Here is a 16,764-nt window from a genome sequence, read left to right as displayed (position 1 = left end):
TATGCCGGGTCAGGCGAGCTTGCTGCGGTAGGTGCGCATCGCGAGCGCGTAGGCGACGAGGAGGAGCCCGACGCACCAGGCCAGGGCGACCCAGCCGTCGCTGCCGACCGGCTGCTGCTCGAAGAGGCTGCGGATGGTGTTGACGATCGAGGTGACCGGCTGGTGCTCGGCGAACCACTGGACGGGGCCGGGCATGCTCTCGGTCGGCACGAAGGCCGAGCTGACGAAGGGCAGGAAGATCAGTGGGTAGGAGAACCCGCTGACGCCGTCGACGGTCTTGGCCGTGAGGCCCGGGATCACCGCGAGCCAGGTGAGGGCGAGGGTGAACAGCAGCATGATCCCGAGGACCGCGAGCCAGGCGAGCACGCCTGCGCCGGTGCGGAAGCCCATCGCCAGGGCGACGAGGACGACGAGCACGAGCGAGGTCAGGTTGGCCACGACCGAGGTCAGCACGTGCCCCCAGAGGAAGGCCGAGCGGGTGATCGGCATCGACTGGAAGCGCTCGAAGATGCCGCCCGAGACGTCGGTGAACAGGCGGAAGGCCGTGTAGGCGATGCCGGAGGCGACGGTGATGAGCAGGATGCCGGGCAGCAGGTAGTTGACGTAGGAGGCGCCGCCGACGTCGATCGCACCGCCGAAGACGTAGACGAAGAGCAGCAGCATGGCGATCGGCGTGATCGCCGTGGTGATGATGGTGTCGGGGCTGCGCAGGATGTGGCGCAGGGACCGCTTGAGCAGGACGTCGGTGTCGTGGAAGACGTAGGTGGTCATCGCTGGGCTCCTTGGTGGGCGGCGTCGTCGTGGCCGACGATCGCGAGGAAGATGTCTTCGAGGGACGGCTGCTTCTCGACGTACTCGACCTTCGCCGGCGGGAGGAGCTGCTTGAGCTGCGCGAGGGTGCCGTCGGCGATGATGCGGCCCTCGTGGAGCACCGCGATCCGGTCGGCGAGGTGCTCGGCCTCGTCGAGGTACTGCGTGGTGAGCAGGACGGTGGTGCCCCGGCCGGCGAGCTCCTGCACCGTCTTCCACACCTCGATGCGCGACTGCGGGTCGAGCCCTGTCGTCGGCTCGTCGAGGAAGAGCACCGGCGGGTCGCCGATGAGGCTCATCGCGATGTCGAGTCGGCGGCGCATGCCGCCCGAGTAGGTCGCGACGCGCTTCCCGCCGGCCTCCGTGAGGCCGAACCGCTCGAGCAGGGAGTCGGCGATCGCTCCCGGGCCGTCGAGACGTCGCAGCTGGGCGACGAGGACGAGGTTCTCGCGTCCGGTGAGGATCTCGTCGACGGCGGCGAACTGCCCCGTGAGGCTGATCGCCGCGCGGACCTGTTCGGGCTCGGTGGCGACGTCGTGGCCATCGACGGCGGCGGTCCCGCCGTCGGCCTTGAGCAGGGTCGAGAGGATCTTGACTGCGGTGGTCTTGCCGGCGCCGTTGGAGCCGAGCAAGGCGAAGATGGTGCCCGCGGGGACGCTGAGGTCGACTCCCTTGAGCACTGCGTGGTCGCCGTAGGACTTGGTGAGCCCGACGATCTCGATGGCTGTTGTCGTGGTCATGTGGACAGCGTGCAACCCTGACGCCGCGTCAAGGTCAAGCGCTGATCGCGACTGACTTTCGAGTGCGCCCGCGACCCGTCAGCGCGCGCTGGCGAGAAGACGTCGCCGAAGGGCCAGCAGCCGCGTCGCGACGTCGGTCTCCACCCGCGCCGGGTCGGTGACCCAGTCCATGAGGGCGCGGTCGTCCCGCGTCACCCCGGACCGCTCGTCGGCGATCGCTGCCGCCATGAGGGCGCCGGTGCGCGGCACCGGCAGGTCCTGGCGGAGCGCCTCGTCGGCCCAGTCGTCTGCCGAGCGGATCAGCTCGTCGTCGACGTGTCGGCGTCGGGCCACCGCCAACACGTCCGCCGCCGCGGGGAGCGACCCCACCGCGGCCGGATCGGCCACGGAGCGCACCTCGGACACGAGGGCGTCGAGGTGGATCTCGAGCAGCCAGGTCGGCATCCCCCGTGCGGCGAGCACGCGCGAGAGCCACTGGACCTGGTGCACGGCGCGGCTCTCGGCCAGCGCGGCGAGCGAGATGAGCCACGCGGAGTCCGTCGTGGCGAAGCGGGAGCCGCGCTCGCCGTAGCGGATGCCGTAGTAGGGCATCGCGTCGATCGAGCCCTGCGCGGCCCGGACGGCGGCACGCAGCAGGGTCGCGTCCGTCGTGATCTCGTAGCCGCCGGAGGCCGGGTTGACGACGCCGGCGTCGATGGCCTGGCCCGTGCTGCGGCGGATGAGTCCGGCCACGACGTGACGGGTCGCCTCGGCGACGAGGGCGGCGACGCGCTCGGGGTCCGCGCCCGGCACGGGCCGCCCCGCGAGCGCTGCGTGCAGCACCTGCACGTCGGTGGATCCCGTTGCGACGACGAGGCGCTCGATCCCGACGACCGCGGCGAGGACCGCCGGGTCCTCGAGCGGGCCGGTCACCTTCCGGTCGGCGTGGTCGAGGAGGATCCGGTGCGCGTGCTCGCCGTCGACGTGCTGTGTCACGCATCCAATCCTTGTGCATGGCTCCACCGTTGGAGTGGCGAACGCCCGACTTCGGACGGGAATGCTCGACGGCGGGCGCGCGTTGACGCCAGCGGACGGCATACCCATGGGGGGTATGCCGGGCGGCGGCCCCAGCGGGTCCCGTGGCCCCCGCGACCGGAGGGACGACCATGAACGAGGCGGCGACGTCAGCGCACGAGCACCACCACGCCCACGAGCACCCTGGTGCCCAGGACGCGACTGGGGGCCCGGGTGGCGGGCTGGCCTCCATGGCGGCCGGCGCCACGCTGCACTGCCTCACCGGCTGCGCCATCGGCGAGATCCTCGGCCTCATGATCGGCACCGCCGTCGGGCTCGCCGCCGGCGCGACCATCGCCCTCTCCGTGGCCCTCGCCTTCTTCTTCGGCTACGCGCTCTCGAGCCTCCCCCTGCTGCGCAGCGGCCTGTCGCTGCGCGCCGCGCTCGCGCTCGTCCTGGCCGCCGACACCGTCTCGATCCTCACGATGGAGGTCGTCGACAACCTCGTCATGGCCGTGATCCCCGGCGCCATGGATGCCGGCCTCGTCAACGCCGTCTTCTGGGTCGGTATGTCGATCTCGCTCGTTGCGGCGTTCGCCGCGGCTTATCCGGTCAACCGACAGCTCCTCTCGCGGGGGAAGGGCCACGCCCTGACCCACGCGCACCACGGGGCGAGCGGGGCGGTCACCGGTTGGCGCCGGTTCATCCCCGACCTGCCCGCTCCGGCGCTGGCAGCGGCCATCGCTGCGTTCATGCTCGGCGGGCTCGTCGTCGCGGTCGCCGACGGCCTGGCGTGACGCGCTCTCGTCGGGGATCCGACCGTCGCTCGGTGCGCCCATGATAGAAGTTAGGCATGCCGAACTTCGAGACCAGGCGGCTCGCCACCGGGACGCTCACGACGATCCTCTTCGTCGGTTGCTTCGTGCTGCTGGCCCGGCTGCTCACGTAGTCTCTGGCGGTGGCCAGGACCGAGAACCGCACCGCCGTCGAGGACTACCTCAAGGTCATCTTCTCCCTGGGTGAGTGGCAGGACGAGACGGTGAGCAACGCGGCCGTCGCCGCCCGGCTCGGGGTCTCGACGTCGTCGGTCTCGGAGATGGCGCGCAAGCTCGCCGACGGCGGGCTCGTCGCCCACAAGCGCTACGGCGGGATGCGGCTGACCGACGAGGGTCTCGAGCAGGCGCTGCGGATGGTGCGCCGTCACCGCCTCGTCGAGACCTTCCTCGTCCGGTCCCTGGGCTACTCCTGGGACGAGGTGCACGACGACGCCGAAGTGCTCGAGCACGCCGTCTCGACGCTCATGGTCGACCGGATGGACGACCAGCTCGGCCGCCCGTGGCGCGATCCGCACGGTGACCCGATCCCCACGCCGGACGGCGTGCTGCACCAGCCGACCGCCGAGCCGTTCGCGACGAGCCCCGCGGGGGAGCGCCGCTTCGTCGCTCGCATCGACGACGACGACCCGGCGCTGCTCCGCTGGTTCGCCGAGACCGGAATCGCCGTCGACGCCGAGGTCGTCGTCCGGGAGCGCAAGCCCTTCGGCGGCGCGACCCGGGTCGAGGTCACCCCACCCGGCGAGCCGGCAGAGGTGTCCCACGAGGTCGAGCTCGGCGACCAGGCCGTCGCCGCCCTCCTCGTCAGCTTCGAACCGGCCTCGCCGGATCCGTTGAACGACAAGGGATGTCACTACGTCGGCTGTCGGCACATCGGCGTCCCAAGGGTTTCCGAGAAGAATCGCTAGGCGCACCGAGACGTTGCACGACGCGTGGCGTTCGGCCTACGGTCGGCGCATCGAAAGGGAGTAGTCCCCAACGACCGCATCGACATACTGGCTCCGGCCCGGTGCGGTCGGCCCTGAGCGCGACGCCAGCACGGCAGGCGCGGACCCGCGGCGGACGAGACTTTCGACCTCGTGCCGACCCACCGACGGGCGCGCCAGGTCGAGGCTCCCTGCGGTGCCTCGTGGCTGCGCCGAGGAGACCGATCCGATGTCCGCGTTCCTGCTGAGTGCAGCAGTCATCTTCGTCGCCGAGCTCGGCGACAAGAGCCAGCTCATGGCGATGACCTTCGCCACCCGCTTCAAGATGCTCCACGTCCTCGCCGGCATCACGATCGCGACGGCCGTCGTCCACCTCGGCTCCGTCGCCATCGGCGTCGCCATCGGCGACAACCTCCCGCGCGACGCCATCTCGATCACCGCCGGGGTCGCCTTCCTCTTCTTCGCCGCCTGGACGCTGCGCGGCGACTCCCTCTCCGACGAGGAGGCCGCCGTCGCTCGGACGACGAGGCGCACGGCGATCATCGCCGTCACCGTCGCCTTCTTCCTCGCCGAGCTCGGCGACAAGACGATGCTCGCCACGATCACCCTGGCGACCCAGCACGGGTGGTTCGGCACCTGGCTGGGCAGCACCGTGGGCATGGTCGCCGCGGACGCCCTCGCCATCGTCGTCGGCGCCACCCTCGGCAAGCGTCTGCCCGAGCGCGTCATCACGTGGGGCGCAGCCGCGGCCTTCGTCGTCTTCGGTGTCCTGCTCATCGTCGAGGGAGTCCACTGACCGGAGGTCTCGGGACGCGGATCGTCCGGGACCGGTTCTAGGCTTCCTCTGGCGCCAGCGACCACGAGCCAAGGAGACCGGGATGAGCGACGTGACCTACGACGACCAGCAGGGCGCCCGCTTCGAGAGAGTGCGGCTGACCGGGGCAACCTTCGAGGACGTCTACCTCGACGGAGCCCGGCTGCACGACGTCGACCTGCGGGGTGCCTCCCTGCGGATGGTGGACCTGCGTGGCCTGCGGGCGCGTGACGTCTGGCTCGAGGACGTCGACATCACCGGCGACGTCGGGAACCTCGTCATCAACGGGGTCGACGTCGCGCCGCTCATCGAGGCCGAGCTCGACCGCCGTGACCCCGACCGGCCCAAGATGCGGCCGACAGACGCTGCCGGCTATCGCGAGGGCTGGGACGTCGTCGAGCGACTCTGGGCCGGCACGGTCGAGCGGGCGCGCACCTTCACGCCCGAGCAGCTGCACGAGCGGGTCGACGGCGAGTGGTCGTTCATCGAGACCCAGCGCCACCTCGTCTTCGCCACCGACGCGTGGGTGTGCCGAGCGCTCCTCGGCGACCCCGAGCCCTGGGACGCCCTCGACCTGCCGCACGACGACATGCCGGACAGCCCGCCCGTGCCGCGCGACCGTGTTGCGCGCCCGACGCTCGACGAGGTGCTCGCCCTGCGGGCCGACCGGATGGCGACGGTGCGTCGCGTCGTCGACGGCCTCACCGACGACGACCTCGCCCGCACGACCGAGCCCGTCACGGCCGCCGGCTATCCCGAGCCGGAGCCGTACGCCGTGACCCGGATCCTGCGCACCATCCTCAACGAGGAGTGGCAGCACCGCCTCTACGCCGAGCGCGACCTCGACACGCTCGCTGCCCGCGAGGACTCCGGAGTCGACGCCGGAGTCGACGCCGCAGTCGACGCCGGAGTCGACGCAGGAGCTGTCGCGCGCTGACGCGCCGACCGGTGCTGACCCCGCGCTCGGCGGGCTCACAGCCGGCTCCCGGCCGTTTCCCGCCCGCGGCTCCTACGGTGCCCCATCACCATGCGTGCCCGGGCGCCGGAAGTCGCCGGTGCCGCCGACATCAGGAGGTTCCCGTGGCAGATCTCGGGTGGCCGGAGCTCAGCATCATCGCCCTCGCCGTCGTGCTCCTCTTCGGCTGGAAGCGGATGCCCGACATGGCCCGCAGCCTCGGACGGTCAGCACGCATCTTCAAGTCCGAGGTCGACCAGATGCGGTCGGAGCCCGACGCCACCGCCGGCCCCGCCGGGAGCACCACCGCCGGACCCGCCGACGGGACCCTCTCGGCGGCCGACGACCGCGTGGCGGCTGCCGACGCCGAGGTGGCCCGGCTCCGCGCCGAGCTCGAGACGCGGAGGCACGCGAGCGGTTCGCACTAGTCTGCGACGGTGACGAGCGACCCCTCCACCGCGGGACCCGACGCCGAGCCCGAGAACCCGTCAGCCGCCGAGCGCCCCGCACTGCCAGCAGCGGTGGCTCTCCTCGTGGCCGACGTGGGTGCCGAGCCCCTGGACGAGCAGGTCCCCGCAGGGGTGGTGGTGCTCGCCGGTGTGCCGACCGCGGCCGTCACGTCTCTCGCCGAGGTCGCGGGTGCCGAGGTCGGCGTCTGGGAGATGACCCCGGGCACGGTCACCGACGTCGAGGCCGACGAGGTCTTCGTCGTGCTCTCCGGTCGCGCCACCCTCGGGGTGGAGGGCGGTGCGACGCTCGAGCTCGGACCCGGTTCCGTCGTGCGGTTGCCCGAGGGTGCTCGCACGACGTGGACGGTCACCGAGACGCTCCGCAAGGTCTACGTGACGCCCCGGGGCTGACGGCATACGCCATCGGGCGTTGCGGCATACGCCATCGGGCCTGACCGCACACGCCCGCTCGGTCAGGCGACGGTGTGGATCGGGTCGCTCGGCAGCTTGCGCACCTTGGCGCGGCGGCGCCGGCGCTCCGGGATCATCGAGCGCATCTCCTCGAGGCGGCCGAAGCAGAGCAGCCGGTCCTCGGCCTCGAGCACGACGCGGCGGCGCGGGTTGGGGATGACGCTCGTGCCGCGGTGCAGCGTGAGCACCTGGAGGTCGCGCTCCTCGAGGCCGGAGTCCCCGATCGTCTTGCCGATGATGTCGGCGCCGGCGTGGACGACGAGCTCCGCGACGCCGTAGCCCGTCGACACGGTGAGGCGCTGGCGCACGTCGATCTCGGGGAAGGCGACCTGGCCGGCGATGTGGTCGATGATGGCGCCGGCGACGTCGAGCTTCGTCGCGGCCTCGATGCCCTCGAGGCCGGGGGAGGAGTTGACCTCCATGACGAGCGGCCCGTCGTTGCCCTCGAGCATGTCCACGCCGGCGACGCGCAGGCCCATGATCTGGGCCGAGCGCACGGCAGCCTGCTCGTACTCCGGCGTCAGCTCGACCGCCTCGACGGTGCCACCGCGGTGGACGTTGGAGCGGAACTCGTCGCCGCTGGCCCGTCGCCGCATCGCCGCCACGACGCGGTCGCCGACGACGAGGGCGCGGATGTCGCGGCCCCGGCTCTCGGTGACGAAGCTCTGGATGAGGACGTTCTGCTTCGTGCTGTGCAGCGTCTCGATGATCGCCTCCGCGATCTTGATGTCGGGCGCGAGGATGACGCCGATGCCCTGGGTGCCCTCGAGCAGCTTGATGACGACGGGAGCGCCGCCGACCCGCTCGATGGCCGGCATGACGTCGGCGCGGTTGCGCACGAACGTCGTTGCGGGCATGCCGATCTGGTGGCGCGAGAGGATCTGCGCGGCACGGAGCTTGTCGCGGGCGTTGGAGATGCCGTTGGCCGTGTTGGGCGTGTAGACGTCCATCTGCTCGAACTGCCGCACGACGGCCGTGCCGAAGTACGTGATCGAGTTGCCGATGCGCGGCAGCACCGCGTCGTAGTCGGAGATCGGGCGTCCGCGGAACTGGAGGTCCGGCTCCGGGCCCGACAGGTCGATGGCGAAGCGGAGCGTGTTGAGCACCCGCACCTGGTGCCCGCGGTCGAGCGCTGCGGTGCGCAGGCGCTGCGTCGAGTAGGCACGCGGCGCGCGGGAGAGGATCGCGAGTTTCATGCAGGGTCCTGCCAAGATGGGCGGGTGTCTGGGCCGGCCTATTCAAGCACTCCCGTCGGGTGGAGGGAGTGGGTCGGTATGCCCGGAATCGACCTGCCGTGGCTCAAGGCCAAGATCGACACGGGCGCTCGCACGTCGTCGCTGCACGCCGAGGAGATCGAGGAGTTCGACCGGGACGGGCAGCCCTGGGTGCGCTTCACCGTGCACCCCTGGCAGGACGCCGACGACGACGGCCGCACCATCGAGTGCCCGGTCCACGACCGCCGCAGCGTGCGCAGCTCGTCGGGCCACGTGACGAAGCGCTACGTCGTGCGCCTCGACCTCTCGCTCGCCGGGCGCACGGTGCCGGCCGAGGTGACGCTGAGCAAGCGCGATCGGATGGGTTTCCGGATGCTCGTCGGCCGCGAGGCCCTGCGCCAGGGCTACGTCGTCGACCCGTCGCGCTCGTATGCCGGCGGCAGGCCCCCCAAGGACGTCCGCCGCCGCAACCGCGGTCGCTGAGCCCCGGGGGCTAGCGCCGGCCGGAGGGTGCGGGCTCGGCCGTCGTGACCTACGAGCGCCGCTTCGCCTTGGCCTTCGACCGTGTCCGGTCGAGCAGTCGGCTGCCGCCGCGGAGGCTGCGGCTGATCGTGCTCGGGCCGTTGCGCTTCTCGAGCGCGACTCCGAGCCGGCCGAGGACGAGGCTGGCCACGGGAGCGACGAGCACGGTGATGAGCCACAGTCGGGCGCGGCGGGAGAAGAAAGCCCACATGGGGGAAGGTCCTTTCGACGGGGCGCGTCGTCTGACGTCGCCCTCCCCCCATGCCCGATGGGCCCGCATCCCTGACACGCGGACGCGACCTCCGGCGCTGCGGACCCCGGCCGCGTCGACCAGCCCCGCAGGCCGGGTTGCCACTGATGAGGTATGCCGCCGCGCCAAGTCCGGGGGCTCGCCGGGTCAGTGACCGGCCGAGAGGTGACCGGCAACCCGCGGTGCCCGTAGCGCGGCGCGGACGACGGCTGTCCCGAGCAGTAGGGCCGCTGCTGCGCCGAAAGGTGCCCCGGGGCCGTATGCCGTCCCGAGCGTCGTGAGGATCGCCGGCGCGACGGACGTGGCGAGACCCCACGTCAGTCCCAGCACGGCGAGGTAGGTGCCGCGGGCGCCGTCGGGAGCGAGGGTGCCGGCGCGGGCCATCGTCGTCGCGATGACGAGCAGCCCGCCGACGTCGAAGGCGACGAGACCGGCGGCGAGGGTCACCGGCTGGCCGGCGAGGGCGATCGTCGCGAGCCCCGCCGACGCGACCACCTCGCCGACGAGGAGGACCCCCGCGTCGTCGGTCCGGTGACGGAGTGCAGCCGCGAGCCAGGCGCCCGGGACGCTGGCCGCCGCTCCCGCGGCGAGGACCCAGCCCGTCACGGCCGGCGACAGGCCCCGCTGCTCGACGAGGAGCGGCACCCCGAAGACGACGACCATCGTCACCGTCGCCGCGACCGTCCCGAAGGCGACGACGGGGCGCAGGCGGCGGTCCGTCAGGGCAGCGACCCAGCGCGCGCGGGCCGGGGTCGAGCGGGGTGCGGTCGGTTGCCGGTCGGTCGCGCGAGGGGGGTGGGGGCGGGGGTGGGTGCCCGCTCCCCGGCCGTCCTCGTCGAGGGGGCGGCCCGTCGCGGGCGTGGCCGGGCTGGGGATCCGGTGGGCCACGAGCGCCGCGCAGGCGAGGCAGGTGGCGGCGTCGACGACGAAGAGCCAGCGCAGCCCGAGACCCGACACCGCTGCGGCGACGAGACCGGCGAGGATGCCGGCGACGGCGAGCGAGGCGTTGAGCGCGGAGTAGGCGAAGGCCCGGGACTGCTCGGGCACGAGGTCCGAGACGAGGGCCTGCGTCGGCGGCTCGACGATCTCGTAGGCGAGCCCGAGCAGGACCGCGCCGACGAGGGCCCAGGCGAGGGTCGGCGCGCCGGCGATGACGAGCTGTGCCGCGGCGCAGGCGACGAGGCCGAGGAGCATCGTCGGCCGGTGGCCCCACGCGTCGGTGAGGTGACCACCGAGGATGCGCGAGGGGATCGTCGCGACCCCGAAGCAGGTGAGCGCGAGGGCCGTCTCGGCAGGTCCCGCACCGAGCTCGCGGACGAGGAGCACGCCGAGGAAGGCCATCGAGTAGCCGCCGAGTCGGTTGACGCAGCGGGCTGCGATGAGCACCCGCAGCCGGGGCGGCAGGGACGTCGTGCGCGGTGGTCGGTCCACGGCGGCTCCTGACTGTCGAACTAGACTTTGGTGGTCACGAGGCTACGAAGGGAATGGTGACTGGTCAAATGCGTTTCGACAGTCATGTCGAGCGACTGCTCGACGCGACGGTGGCCCTCGTCAACCTTGCGAGCCCCGGAGAGGCGCACGGGGCGGCCTACGACCCCCCGGTGGGGGCGGACCTCGTCCGCGGCGTGGCCGACGCGACGTCCTCGCCCGACCGGCGCTCGCGGCCGACGGCCGTGAACGCGCGGGGGCTGCTCGAGGTCGTGCCGCAGGCGCGTGTCGTCTTCGAGGCCGCGGACCGTGACGACCTCGCGGCGGCGGCCGCCGTCGTCAACGACCTGCTGGCATCGACGGCCGCGCGGCCGCGGCTCGACCCCGACGAGGAAGGCCGGCACCAGCTGCACTTCCACGGCCCCGACGACGGCTACGTCCGGGGCTGGCAGGCCGGGATCGCCTCGGGCCTGGCCGTGGCCATCGGCAGCGACCTCGGCGGACGGCTCGGCGTGTGCGACGCGCCCGTCTGCGACCGCGTCTACGTCGACGGGTCGAAGAACGGCACACGCCGTTACTGCTCTGCCCGGTGCCAGAGTCGCGTCAAGGCCGCCGCTCACCGCGCCCGCACCCGCTGACCCCACGATCCCCGGACCCACGCGACGGGGGGGTGGGGCTCTCAGGTGGCGGCGGCGTCGTGGGCGGCCCAGAGGCGGGCCTCGGCGTCGGCGTCCATCGGGCCACCACCGCGGTTCGTCGGCCGCTCCGGCAGGCCCTCGCGCAGCAGCCAGGCCCACGTGTCGGCGACCGTCTCGGGCATCGGCCGGCAGTGCAGCCCCGCCGCCCGGGCGGCAGAGGTGTCGAGTGCGTGCAGGCCCGCGAGCTCGCCCGTCGGCGGGACCCAGATCGGCAGCTCGGTCCACGGCTGCACCCCGGCCGCCTCGACGGCAGCGGGGTCGAGCCAGACGAGCTCGGCGTCACTCCCCGTCACGGTGCGCACCTCGTCGAGCAGCGCCCCGATCGTCGTGTGACCCGGCTCGCTCACCATGTTGAAGGTGCCGACCGGCCGTGACCCGAGCACCCAGTCCGCGATGTCCCGGCAGTCGACGTACTGCAGCGGCCGCTCGTGGGGTCCCGGCGCGGGCACGCGCCCGCCCGCCGCGATCCGCTTGAGCCAGAATGGCATCCGGCCGACCATCTCGTAGGGCCCGAGGATCAGGCCCGCCCGGGCGATGGCCACGTCACCGCCGAACTCCGCCAGGGCGGCGAGCTCGCCGCCCCGCTTGGCCGCGGCGTAGTCGGAGGCGTCCGTCGAGGCCGGGTCGCCCTCCACGACGGGCGCGCCCTCGTCGGATCCCACGGCGATGGGCCACGTGTAGACCGAGCACGACGAGATGTAGGTGTAGTGCCCTGCGCGACCGCGGAGCAGCCGCGCCGACGTCTGCACGGCGACGGGCTCGGCCGACCACGTGTCGACGACGGCATCCCACTCGTCGTCCCCGAGCGCCGTGCGCAGCGCGCCGGGGTCGAGGCGGTCGGCGTGGCGCGCCTCGGCGCCCTCGACGGCGGTGCCGGTGAGGCCCCGGGTCACCGTCGTGACGTCGTCGCCGCGGGCGAGGGCAGCCTCGACGAATGCGCGGCCGACGTGGTGGGTGCCTCCGAGCACGAGCAGTCTCATGGGCACGATCCTCGCCTGCGCCGGCCGCCGCGCCAAGGCCCCTTCGCTGTCGACGTAAGACCAGCGCGGGTCCGGATGGGACGTGTGCCTACGCCCAGTCGTCGATGCGCGCCGTCGCCGCGCGACCGTCGGTCAGATCAGCGACGTGCTGCGAGAAGCGCGGGCACGCGACGATGTCGTGCGCCCTGCACCGCAGTGCGTGCTCGGTCATCTCGCGTGACCGCTCGATCGACCGTGCCCGCTCGTCGAGGTTGCGCAGGTGGGCCTCGAGCACCTCGTGCCGTCCGGCCGCCTCGCCGTCGAGCAGCACGCCGATCTGCTCGAGCGTCATGCCGGCCGCCTTGTTGCGGAGGATGACCGCGACACGGACGAGGTCGCCCCGGCCGTAGCGCCGGTAGCCGGACCCGTCGCGATCGGGCGTGAGCAGCCCGAGCGTCTCCCAGTGGCGCAGCACGTTCGTCGGCAGGTCGAAGCGTGCCGCCAGCTCTCCGACGGTCCAGCTCGCGTCGCGCGCCCTTGCCTTCATGTCGACATGAAGGTACACGCTGGATCGCAACAGGCACAGAGCCGCCCAGCACTCGCCGGATCAATCACCCAAGGAGCCACCATGACCGCCAGCACACACACCGACGTCGCCGTCATCGGCGGAGGCCCCGCCGGCCTCCAGGCCGCACTCACCCTCGGTCGCGTCCACCGCGACGCCGTCCTCTTCGACGACGGCACCTATCGCAACGCCACGGTCAGCCACATGCACAACGTCGTCGCCCACGACGGCACTCCGCCGGCGGACTTCCGCGCCGACGCGCGAAAGCAGCTCACGGCATACGACACCGTGAGCGTGCGGGAGCAGCGCGTCGAGTCGGTCGAGGAGGCTGACGGGCTGTTCCGGCTGTACGTGGCCGACGGCACGGCCGTGACGGCGCGGGCCCTCGTCCTCGCCACCGGCGTCCGTGACATCCTCCCGCCCGTGCCCGGGCTGGACGCGATGTGGGGCGACCTCGTCGCGCACTGCCCCTTCTGTCACGGCCACGAGCTCAGCGGTCAGCGCGTCGGCATCCTCGGGACGACCATCGCCCCGCACCTGTCGGGCCTGCTCGGACGCATCGCGTCCGAGATCGTCGTGCTCACCGACGGAGACGCCGTGCCCGACGGCCTCCCGGTGGGGACCATCGTGCGCACCGAGCGTGTCGTCTCGGCCGAGCGGCACGACGGGGGCGTACGCGTGGTGCTCGCGGGTGCTGACGGCGAGCCGGTGCCCGCCGGGACGACCGAGCAGGTCGCCGGGCTCTTCGTGAAGCCGGAGCTGAGCCAGTCGGCGCCCTTCGCCGAGCAGCTGGGACTCGAGCTCAACGCGTCCGGCGCCGTGCGGGTCGACGAGTTCGCCCGGTCGAGCCGGGAGCGGGTGCTCTGTGCCGGTGACATGGCGCACCTGCCCACCTACCCGATGCCGATGGCCTCGGTCGTCGCCGCGGCGGCGTCCGGCCAGCTCGCGGCCTCGGCGGCGATCATGGCCTTGACGGCGCGCTGACCTCTGACAGGGTGGGGGCGTGGGAACCACGCACGACTGGAGCAGGGCTGTCGACACCGACCATCTCGACGAGATCCGCACCAACGCAGGTGCGTTCGCTGCCGGCGGCCCGGTGCGGCTCGTCCTCGAGGTGCTCGCCTACCCCGTCGACGAGGCTGTCGAGGGACGCACGACCCGGATCCGTGTCGTGCTCCACGCCGACGGCTCGGTCTCGGTGGCCGACGACGGCCGCGGCACCGAGACCCGCGTCGACGAGGACGGTGTCGCGCGCGTCAAGCCGATCATGGCGACGAAGGACCTGCGCTTCTACGGCCGCGACGACGCACCGCTGCTGCCCGACGGGTCGCCGCGAGCCGGCATCTCGGTCGTCGCCGCCCTCAGCGAGTGGGTCGTCCACACCAACCGGCGTGCCGAGGGCGGCTGGAGCCAGCGCTTCGAGCACGGCCTGCCACAGGGGGTGCTGGGGGCCGTGCCCGGTCAGGCGTCGACGGGGACGGTCGTCCAGTTCCGGCCCGACCCGGCGCTCGTCCCGGGCTCCCTCACCGCCGACGAGGTCCGGGCTGCCGCGCAGGCGTACACCGGCGTGGTGCCGATCGAGGTCGTCGCCGAGAGCGTGTGACCGACCTGCCGCGATGGGTGTGGCGGGGCGCTCACTCGAGTGGGGCCTGGCGCTCACTCGAGTGGGATGGGACCGGGTGGGTGCCGGCGGGGCGGCATACGATGCTGGGATCCCGAGAAGCTCGAAGGAGTGGCCCATGCCGCGCGACCTCGCCCCCGACCTCGTCGAGCGCCTCACGAAGGCGTTCGAGGCCGACCCCACCGCACGAATGCTCCAGAATGCCGTCACGACGACGTCGGTCGACGAGATCGCGCTCGACCGCCGGGTGGTGACGGGCATCGACCACTCGGTCTCGAACCTCCTCGACGACTGGACGGCGACCTCCCAGGAGAAGAGCGGCCGTTGCTGGCTCTTCGCCGGCACCAACCTGCTGCGCGCGAGTGCCCGCGAGAAGCTCAAGGTCAAGGACTTCGAGTTCTCGCAGAACCACCTGCTCTTCTGGGACAAGTTCGAGAAGGCCAACCACTGGCTCGAGTCCGTCATCGCGACGGCCGACCGCGACGTCGACGACCGCACCGTGGCGCACCTGCTCACCACGCCGGCCGAGGACGGCGGGCAGTGGAACATGTTCGTCGCGCTCGTCGTCAAGCACGGCCTCGTGCCCAAGGTCGCGATGCCCGAGACGAAGAGCTCGAGCAACACCGGTCAGATGAACCGCGACCTCAGCACGATCCTGCGCCAGGCCGCGCGCGACCTGCGGGCCGAGGCAGCCGACGGCGCCGGCGCCGAGGACCTCCAGGACGCCAAGGAGCAGGTGCTCGCGACGGTGCACCGGCTGCTCTGCATCCACCTCGGCACGCCGCCGGAGTCGTTCGTGTGGCAGTGGAAGGACACCGACGGCGGCTTCCACCGCGACGGCACGATGACGCCGCTCGAGTTCGCCGAGCGCTACGTCACGGTGCCGCTCGAGGACTACGTGTGCCTCGTCAACGACCCTCGCGCGAGCAGCCCCTACGGGCACACCTTCACGGTCGAGCACCTCGGCAACGTCGTCGGGGCGCCGCCGGTCACCTACCTCAACGTCGAGCCGGACCTCATGAAGTCCCTTGCGGCCCAGGCGATCGTCGGCGGCGAGCCGGTCTGGTTCGGCTGCGACACCGGCCAGATGTCCAATGCCACCCTCGGCCTCTGGGACGCCGGCCTCTTCGACCGCGCCGCGATCTACGGCACCGAGCCGAGTCTCGGCAAGGCCGACCGGCTGCTGCACCACGAGTCGCTCATGACGCACGCCATGCTCTTCACCGGCGTCGACCTGCTCGACGACGTCCCGCGTCGCTGGCGCGTCGAGAACAGCTGGGGCACCGAGAAGGGCGACAAGGGCTTCATGACGATGAACGACTCGTGGTTCGCCGAGTTCGTCTTCGAGGTGGCCGTGCGCCGCGACGCGCTGCCCGCCGAGCTGCAGGAGGCGCTGACCCGCGACCCGATCGTGCTCCCCGCCTGGGACCCGATGGGCGCCCTCGCCGGCTGACTCCCTTCCGCTCCGCGTCGAGCGCGCCGCTGCCGGTCAGGCGGCGGCGCGCTCTGCGTCGGCGGGTGGTGCGGGGCACGTGATCGCCCGCCCGGCGAGGGCGACCGGCCTGACCTACGCTGCCAGACGATGACGACCTCTGACGCACCCCGCACGACATCGGGCCCGGCGACGGACGCCGACGTGCCGGCATACGTCCGCTCCCTCGGGTTGCCGGGGCTCGCCGACGTCCACGTGCACTTCCTGCCCGACGCCATGCAACGCAAGGTGTGGGCCTACTTCGACGAGGCCGAGAGCCACTACGGCGCGCCGTGGCCGATCACGTACCGCGACGACGAGCCGACGCGTCTCGCGACGCTTCGCGCTCTCGGCCTCCGGGCGATCCCGGCTCTCGTCTACCCGCACAAGCCCGGCATGACGACGTGGCTCAACGAGTGGTGTGCGGACTTCGCCCGGAAGGTGCCCGACGCCGTGCACTGCGCGACGTTCTACCCGGAGCCGGGCGTGGGTGACCAGGTGGCGGCGGCCCTCGACGACGGGGCCCGCCTCTTCAAGATCCACGTCCAGGTCGGGGACTTCACCCCGGACGACGACCGGCTCGACCCGGCGTGGGCGCGGCTCGAGGCCGCCCGCGTGCCCGTCGTCGTCCACGCCGGCTCGGCGCCCATCCGCGGCACCCACACCGGCCCGGGAGCGGTGCGTGAGGTGCTGCGCAGGCACCCCGACCTCGTCCTCGTCGTCGCCCACCTCGGCATGCCGGAGTACCACGAGTTCGCCGACCTCGCAGAGGAGTTCGCCGGCGTCCACCTCGACACGACGATGAGCGGCACGGACTTCACGAACCGTTTCGCGCCCTTCCCGGACGGCTACGTCGACCGTCTCGGCGGGCTGCGCGACCGGGTCGTGCTCGGCTCGGACTTCCCGAGCATCCCCTACCCCTACGCCCACCAGGTCGACGCGCTCGCCCGTCTCGACCTCGGCGACGACTGGATGCGTGCCGTGCTCTGGCACAACGGCGCCCGTCTGCTGGGTCTGCCCACCACGTAGCCGTGGCAAGTCGCAC

Annotated in this window: 20 protein-coding genes; 12 read left to right on the top strand and 8 right to left on the bottom strand. The window is 72.4% G+C overall.

The window, feature by feature from the left end; all coding sequences use genetic code 11:
- Positions 1 to 9: 9 nt before the first annotated feature.
- The 3 genes from ASH01_RS18765 to ASH01_RS18755 form a co-directional block, all read right to left on the bottom strand.
- Positions 10 to 771, bottom strand: coding sequence for an ABC transporter permease (locus tag ASH01_RS18765; RefSeq protein WP_056779544.1), 762 nt, complete (start codon positions 769 to 771; stop codon positions 10 to 12).
- Entirely contained in the window at positions 768 to 1,550 is a 783-nt protein-coding gene (locus ASH01_RS18760; RefSeq protein ID WP_056779541.1) for an ABC transporter ATP-binding protein, read from the bottom strand. The genes ASH01_RS18765 and ASH01_RS18760 overlap by 4 nt, the downstream gene beginning before the upstream one ends.
- 78 nt (positions 1,551 to 1,628) lie before the next feature.
- A complete protein-coding gene (locus tag ASH01_RS18755) occupies positions 1,629 to 2,525 on the bottom strand; it encodes a hypothetical protein (protein ID WP_056779537.1) in 897 nt (298 codons plus the stop codon).
- A 170-nt stretch (positions 2,526 to 2,695) separates the two neighbouring features.
- Between ASH01_RS18755 and ASH01_RS18750 the strand changes: the two genes are divergently transcribed.
- The 6 genes from ASH01_RS18750 to ASH01_RS18725 all read left to right on the top strand — a co-directional run bounded on the left by ASH01_RS18750 (position 2,696) and on the right by ASH01_RS18725 (position 6,931).
- On the top strand, positions 2,696 to 3,340 hold the full coding sequence (locus tag ASH01_RS18750) for a DUF4396 domain-containing protein (RefSeq protein ID WP_235509667.1): 645 nt from the start codon (positions 2,696 to 2,698) through the stop codon (positions 3,338 to 3,340).
- A gap of 161 nt (positions 3,341 to 3,501) precedes the next feature.
- Positions 3,502 to 4,284 (top strand): metal-dependent transcriptional regulator, encoded by a 783-nt coding sequence (locus ASH01_RS18745; RefSeq protein WP_056779535.1) that lies wholly within the window; start codon positions 3,502 to 3,504, stop codon positions 4,282 to 4,284.
- 247 nt (positions 4,285 to 4,531) lie between these two features.
- Positions 4,532 to 5,098 carry a TMEM165/GDT1 family protein gene (locus ASH01_RS18740; RefSeq protein ID WP_056779531.1) on the top strand — a complete coding sequence of 189 codons (567 nt, stop codon included), beginning with the start codon at positions 4,532 to 4,534 and terminating at the stop codon, positions 5,096 to 5,098.
- 82 nt (positions 5,099 to 5,180) lie between these two features.
- On the top strand, positions 5,181 to 6,053 hold the full coding sequence (locus ASH01_RS18735) for a DinB family protein (RefSeq protein ID WP_235509666.1): 873 nt from the start codon (positions 5,181 to 5,183) through the stop codon (positions 6,051 to 6,053).
- Positions 6,054 to 6,196: 143 nt separating this feature from the next.
- Positions 6,197 to 6,499 carry a Sec-independent protein translocase subunit TatA gene (tatA, locus tag ASH01_RS18730; protein ID WP_056779530.1) on the top strand — a complete coding sequence of 101 codons (303 nt, stop codon included), beginning with the start codon at positions 6,197 to 6,199 and terminating at the stop codon, positions 6,497 to 6,499.
- Between the two features lie 9 nt (positions 6,500 to 6,508).
- Positions 6,509 to 6,931, top strand: coding sequence for a cupin domain-containing protein (locus ASH01_RS18725; RefSeq protein ID WP_235509665.1), 423 nt, complete (start codon positions 6,509 to 6,511; stop codon positions 6,929 to 6,931).
- A gap of 62 nt (positions 6,932 to 6,993) precedes the next feature.
- On the opposite strand, the gene ASH01_RS18720 is transcribed toward ASH01_RS18725, so the two are convergent.
- Entirely contained in the window at positions 6,994 to 8,187 is a 1,194-nt protein-coding gene (locus tag ASH01_RS18720) for a RimK family alpha-L-glutamate ligase (RefSeq protein WP_056779527.1), read from the bottom strand.
- A 24-nt stretch (positions 8,188 to 8,211) separates the two neighbouring features.
- On the opposite strand from ASH01_RS18720, the gene ASH01_RS18715 reads away from it, so the two are divergent.
- Entirely contained in the window at positions 8,212 to 8,688 is a 477-nt protein-coding gene (locus ASH01_RS18715) for an ATP-dependent zinc protease family protein (RefSeq protein ID WP_082619985.1), read from the top strand.
- 49 nt (positions 8,689 to 8,737) lie between these two features.
- Here ASH01_RS18715 and ASH01_RS18710 read toward each other — a convergent pair whose 3' ends face one another.
- Entirely contained in the window at positions 8,738 to 8,938 is a 201-nt protein-coding gene (locus ASH01_RS18710; RefSeq protein ID WP_056779521.1) for a hypothetical protein, read from the bottom strand.
- A gap of 186 nt (positions 8,939 to 9,124) precedes the next feature.
- Positions 9,125 to 10,408 (bottom strand): MFS transporter, encoded by a 1,284-nt coding sequence (locus ASH01_RS18705; RefSeq protein ID WP_056779518.1) that lies wholly within the window; start codon positions 10,406 to 10,408, stop codon positions 9,125 to 9,127.
- Positions 10,409 to 10,476: 68 nt separating this feature from the next.
- Here ASH01_RS18705 and ASH01_RS18700 point away from each other — a divergent pair, with 68 nt between their 5' ends.
- Positions 10,477 to 11,043, top strand: a complete 567-nt coding sequence (locus ASH01_RS18700; RefSeq protein WP_056779515.1) for a CGNR zinc finger domain-containing protein — start codon at positions 10,477 to 10,479, stop codon at positions 11,041 to 11,043.
- Between the two features lie 41 nt (positions 11,044 to 11,084).
- On the opposite strand, the gene ASH01_RS18695 is transcribed toward ASH01_RS18700, so the two are convergent.
- The gene (locus ASH01_RS18695; protein ID WP_056779511.1) at positions 11,085 to 12,083 is read right to left on the bottom strand and encodes an NAD-dependent epimerase/dehydratase family protein; all 999 of its coding nucleotides are present in this window, start codon (positions 12,081 to 12,083) and stop codon (positions 11,085 to 11,087) included.
- 88 nt (positions 12,084 to 12,171) lie between these two features.
- A complete protein-coding gene (locus ASH01_RS18690; RefSeq protein WP_056779508.1) occupies positions 12,172 to 12,609 on the bottom strand; it encodes a MerR family transcriptional regulator in 438 nt (145 codons plus the stop codon).
- A gap of 81 nt (positions 12,610 to 12,690) precedes the next feature.
- On the opposite strand from ASH01_RS18690, the gene ASH01_RS18685 reads away from it, so the two are divergent.
- From ASH01_RS18685 to ASH01_RS18670, 4 genes are all read left to right on the top strand, one after another.
- Entirely contained in the window at positions 12,691 to 13,611 is a 921-nt protein-coding gene (locus ASH01_RS18685) for an NAD(P)/FAD-dependent oxidoreductase (RefSeq protein ID WP_056779505.1), read from the top strand.
- A gap of 19 nt (positions 13,612 to 13,630) precedes the next feature.
- Positions 13,631 to 14,230, top strand: a complete 600-nt coding sequence (locus tag ASH01_RS18680; protein WP_056779504.1) for a hypothetical protein — start codon at positions 13,631 to 13,633, stop codon at positions 14,228 to 14,230.
- Positions 14,231 to 14,366: 136 nt separating this feature from the next.
- The gene (locus ASH01_RS18675; RefSeq protein ID WP_056779501.1) at positions 14,367 to 15,701 is read left to right on the top strand and encodes an aminopeptidase C; all 1,335 of its coding nucleotides are present in this window, start codon (positions 14,367 to 14,369) and stop codon (positions 15,699 to 15,701) included.
- 129 nt (positions 15,702 to 15,830) lie between these two features.
- A complete protein-coding gene (locus tag ASH01_RS18670; RefSeq protein WP_056779498.1) occupies positions 15,831 to 16,748 on the top strand; it encodes an amidohydrolase family protein in 918 nt (305 codons plus the stop codon).
- The last annotated feature ends 16 nt before the right edge of the window (positions 16,749 to 16,764 follow it).

Origin of the sequence: Terrabacter sp. Soil811 (assembly GCF_001429655.1) — a bacterium.
Classification (GTDB): Bacteria; Actinomycetota; Actinomycetes; order Actinomycetales; family Dermatophilaceae; genus Terrabacter.
The sequence above is the reverse complement of the archived record's forward strand: the minus strand, read 5'-3'. Positions and strand labels throughout refer to the sequence as shown.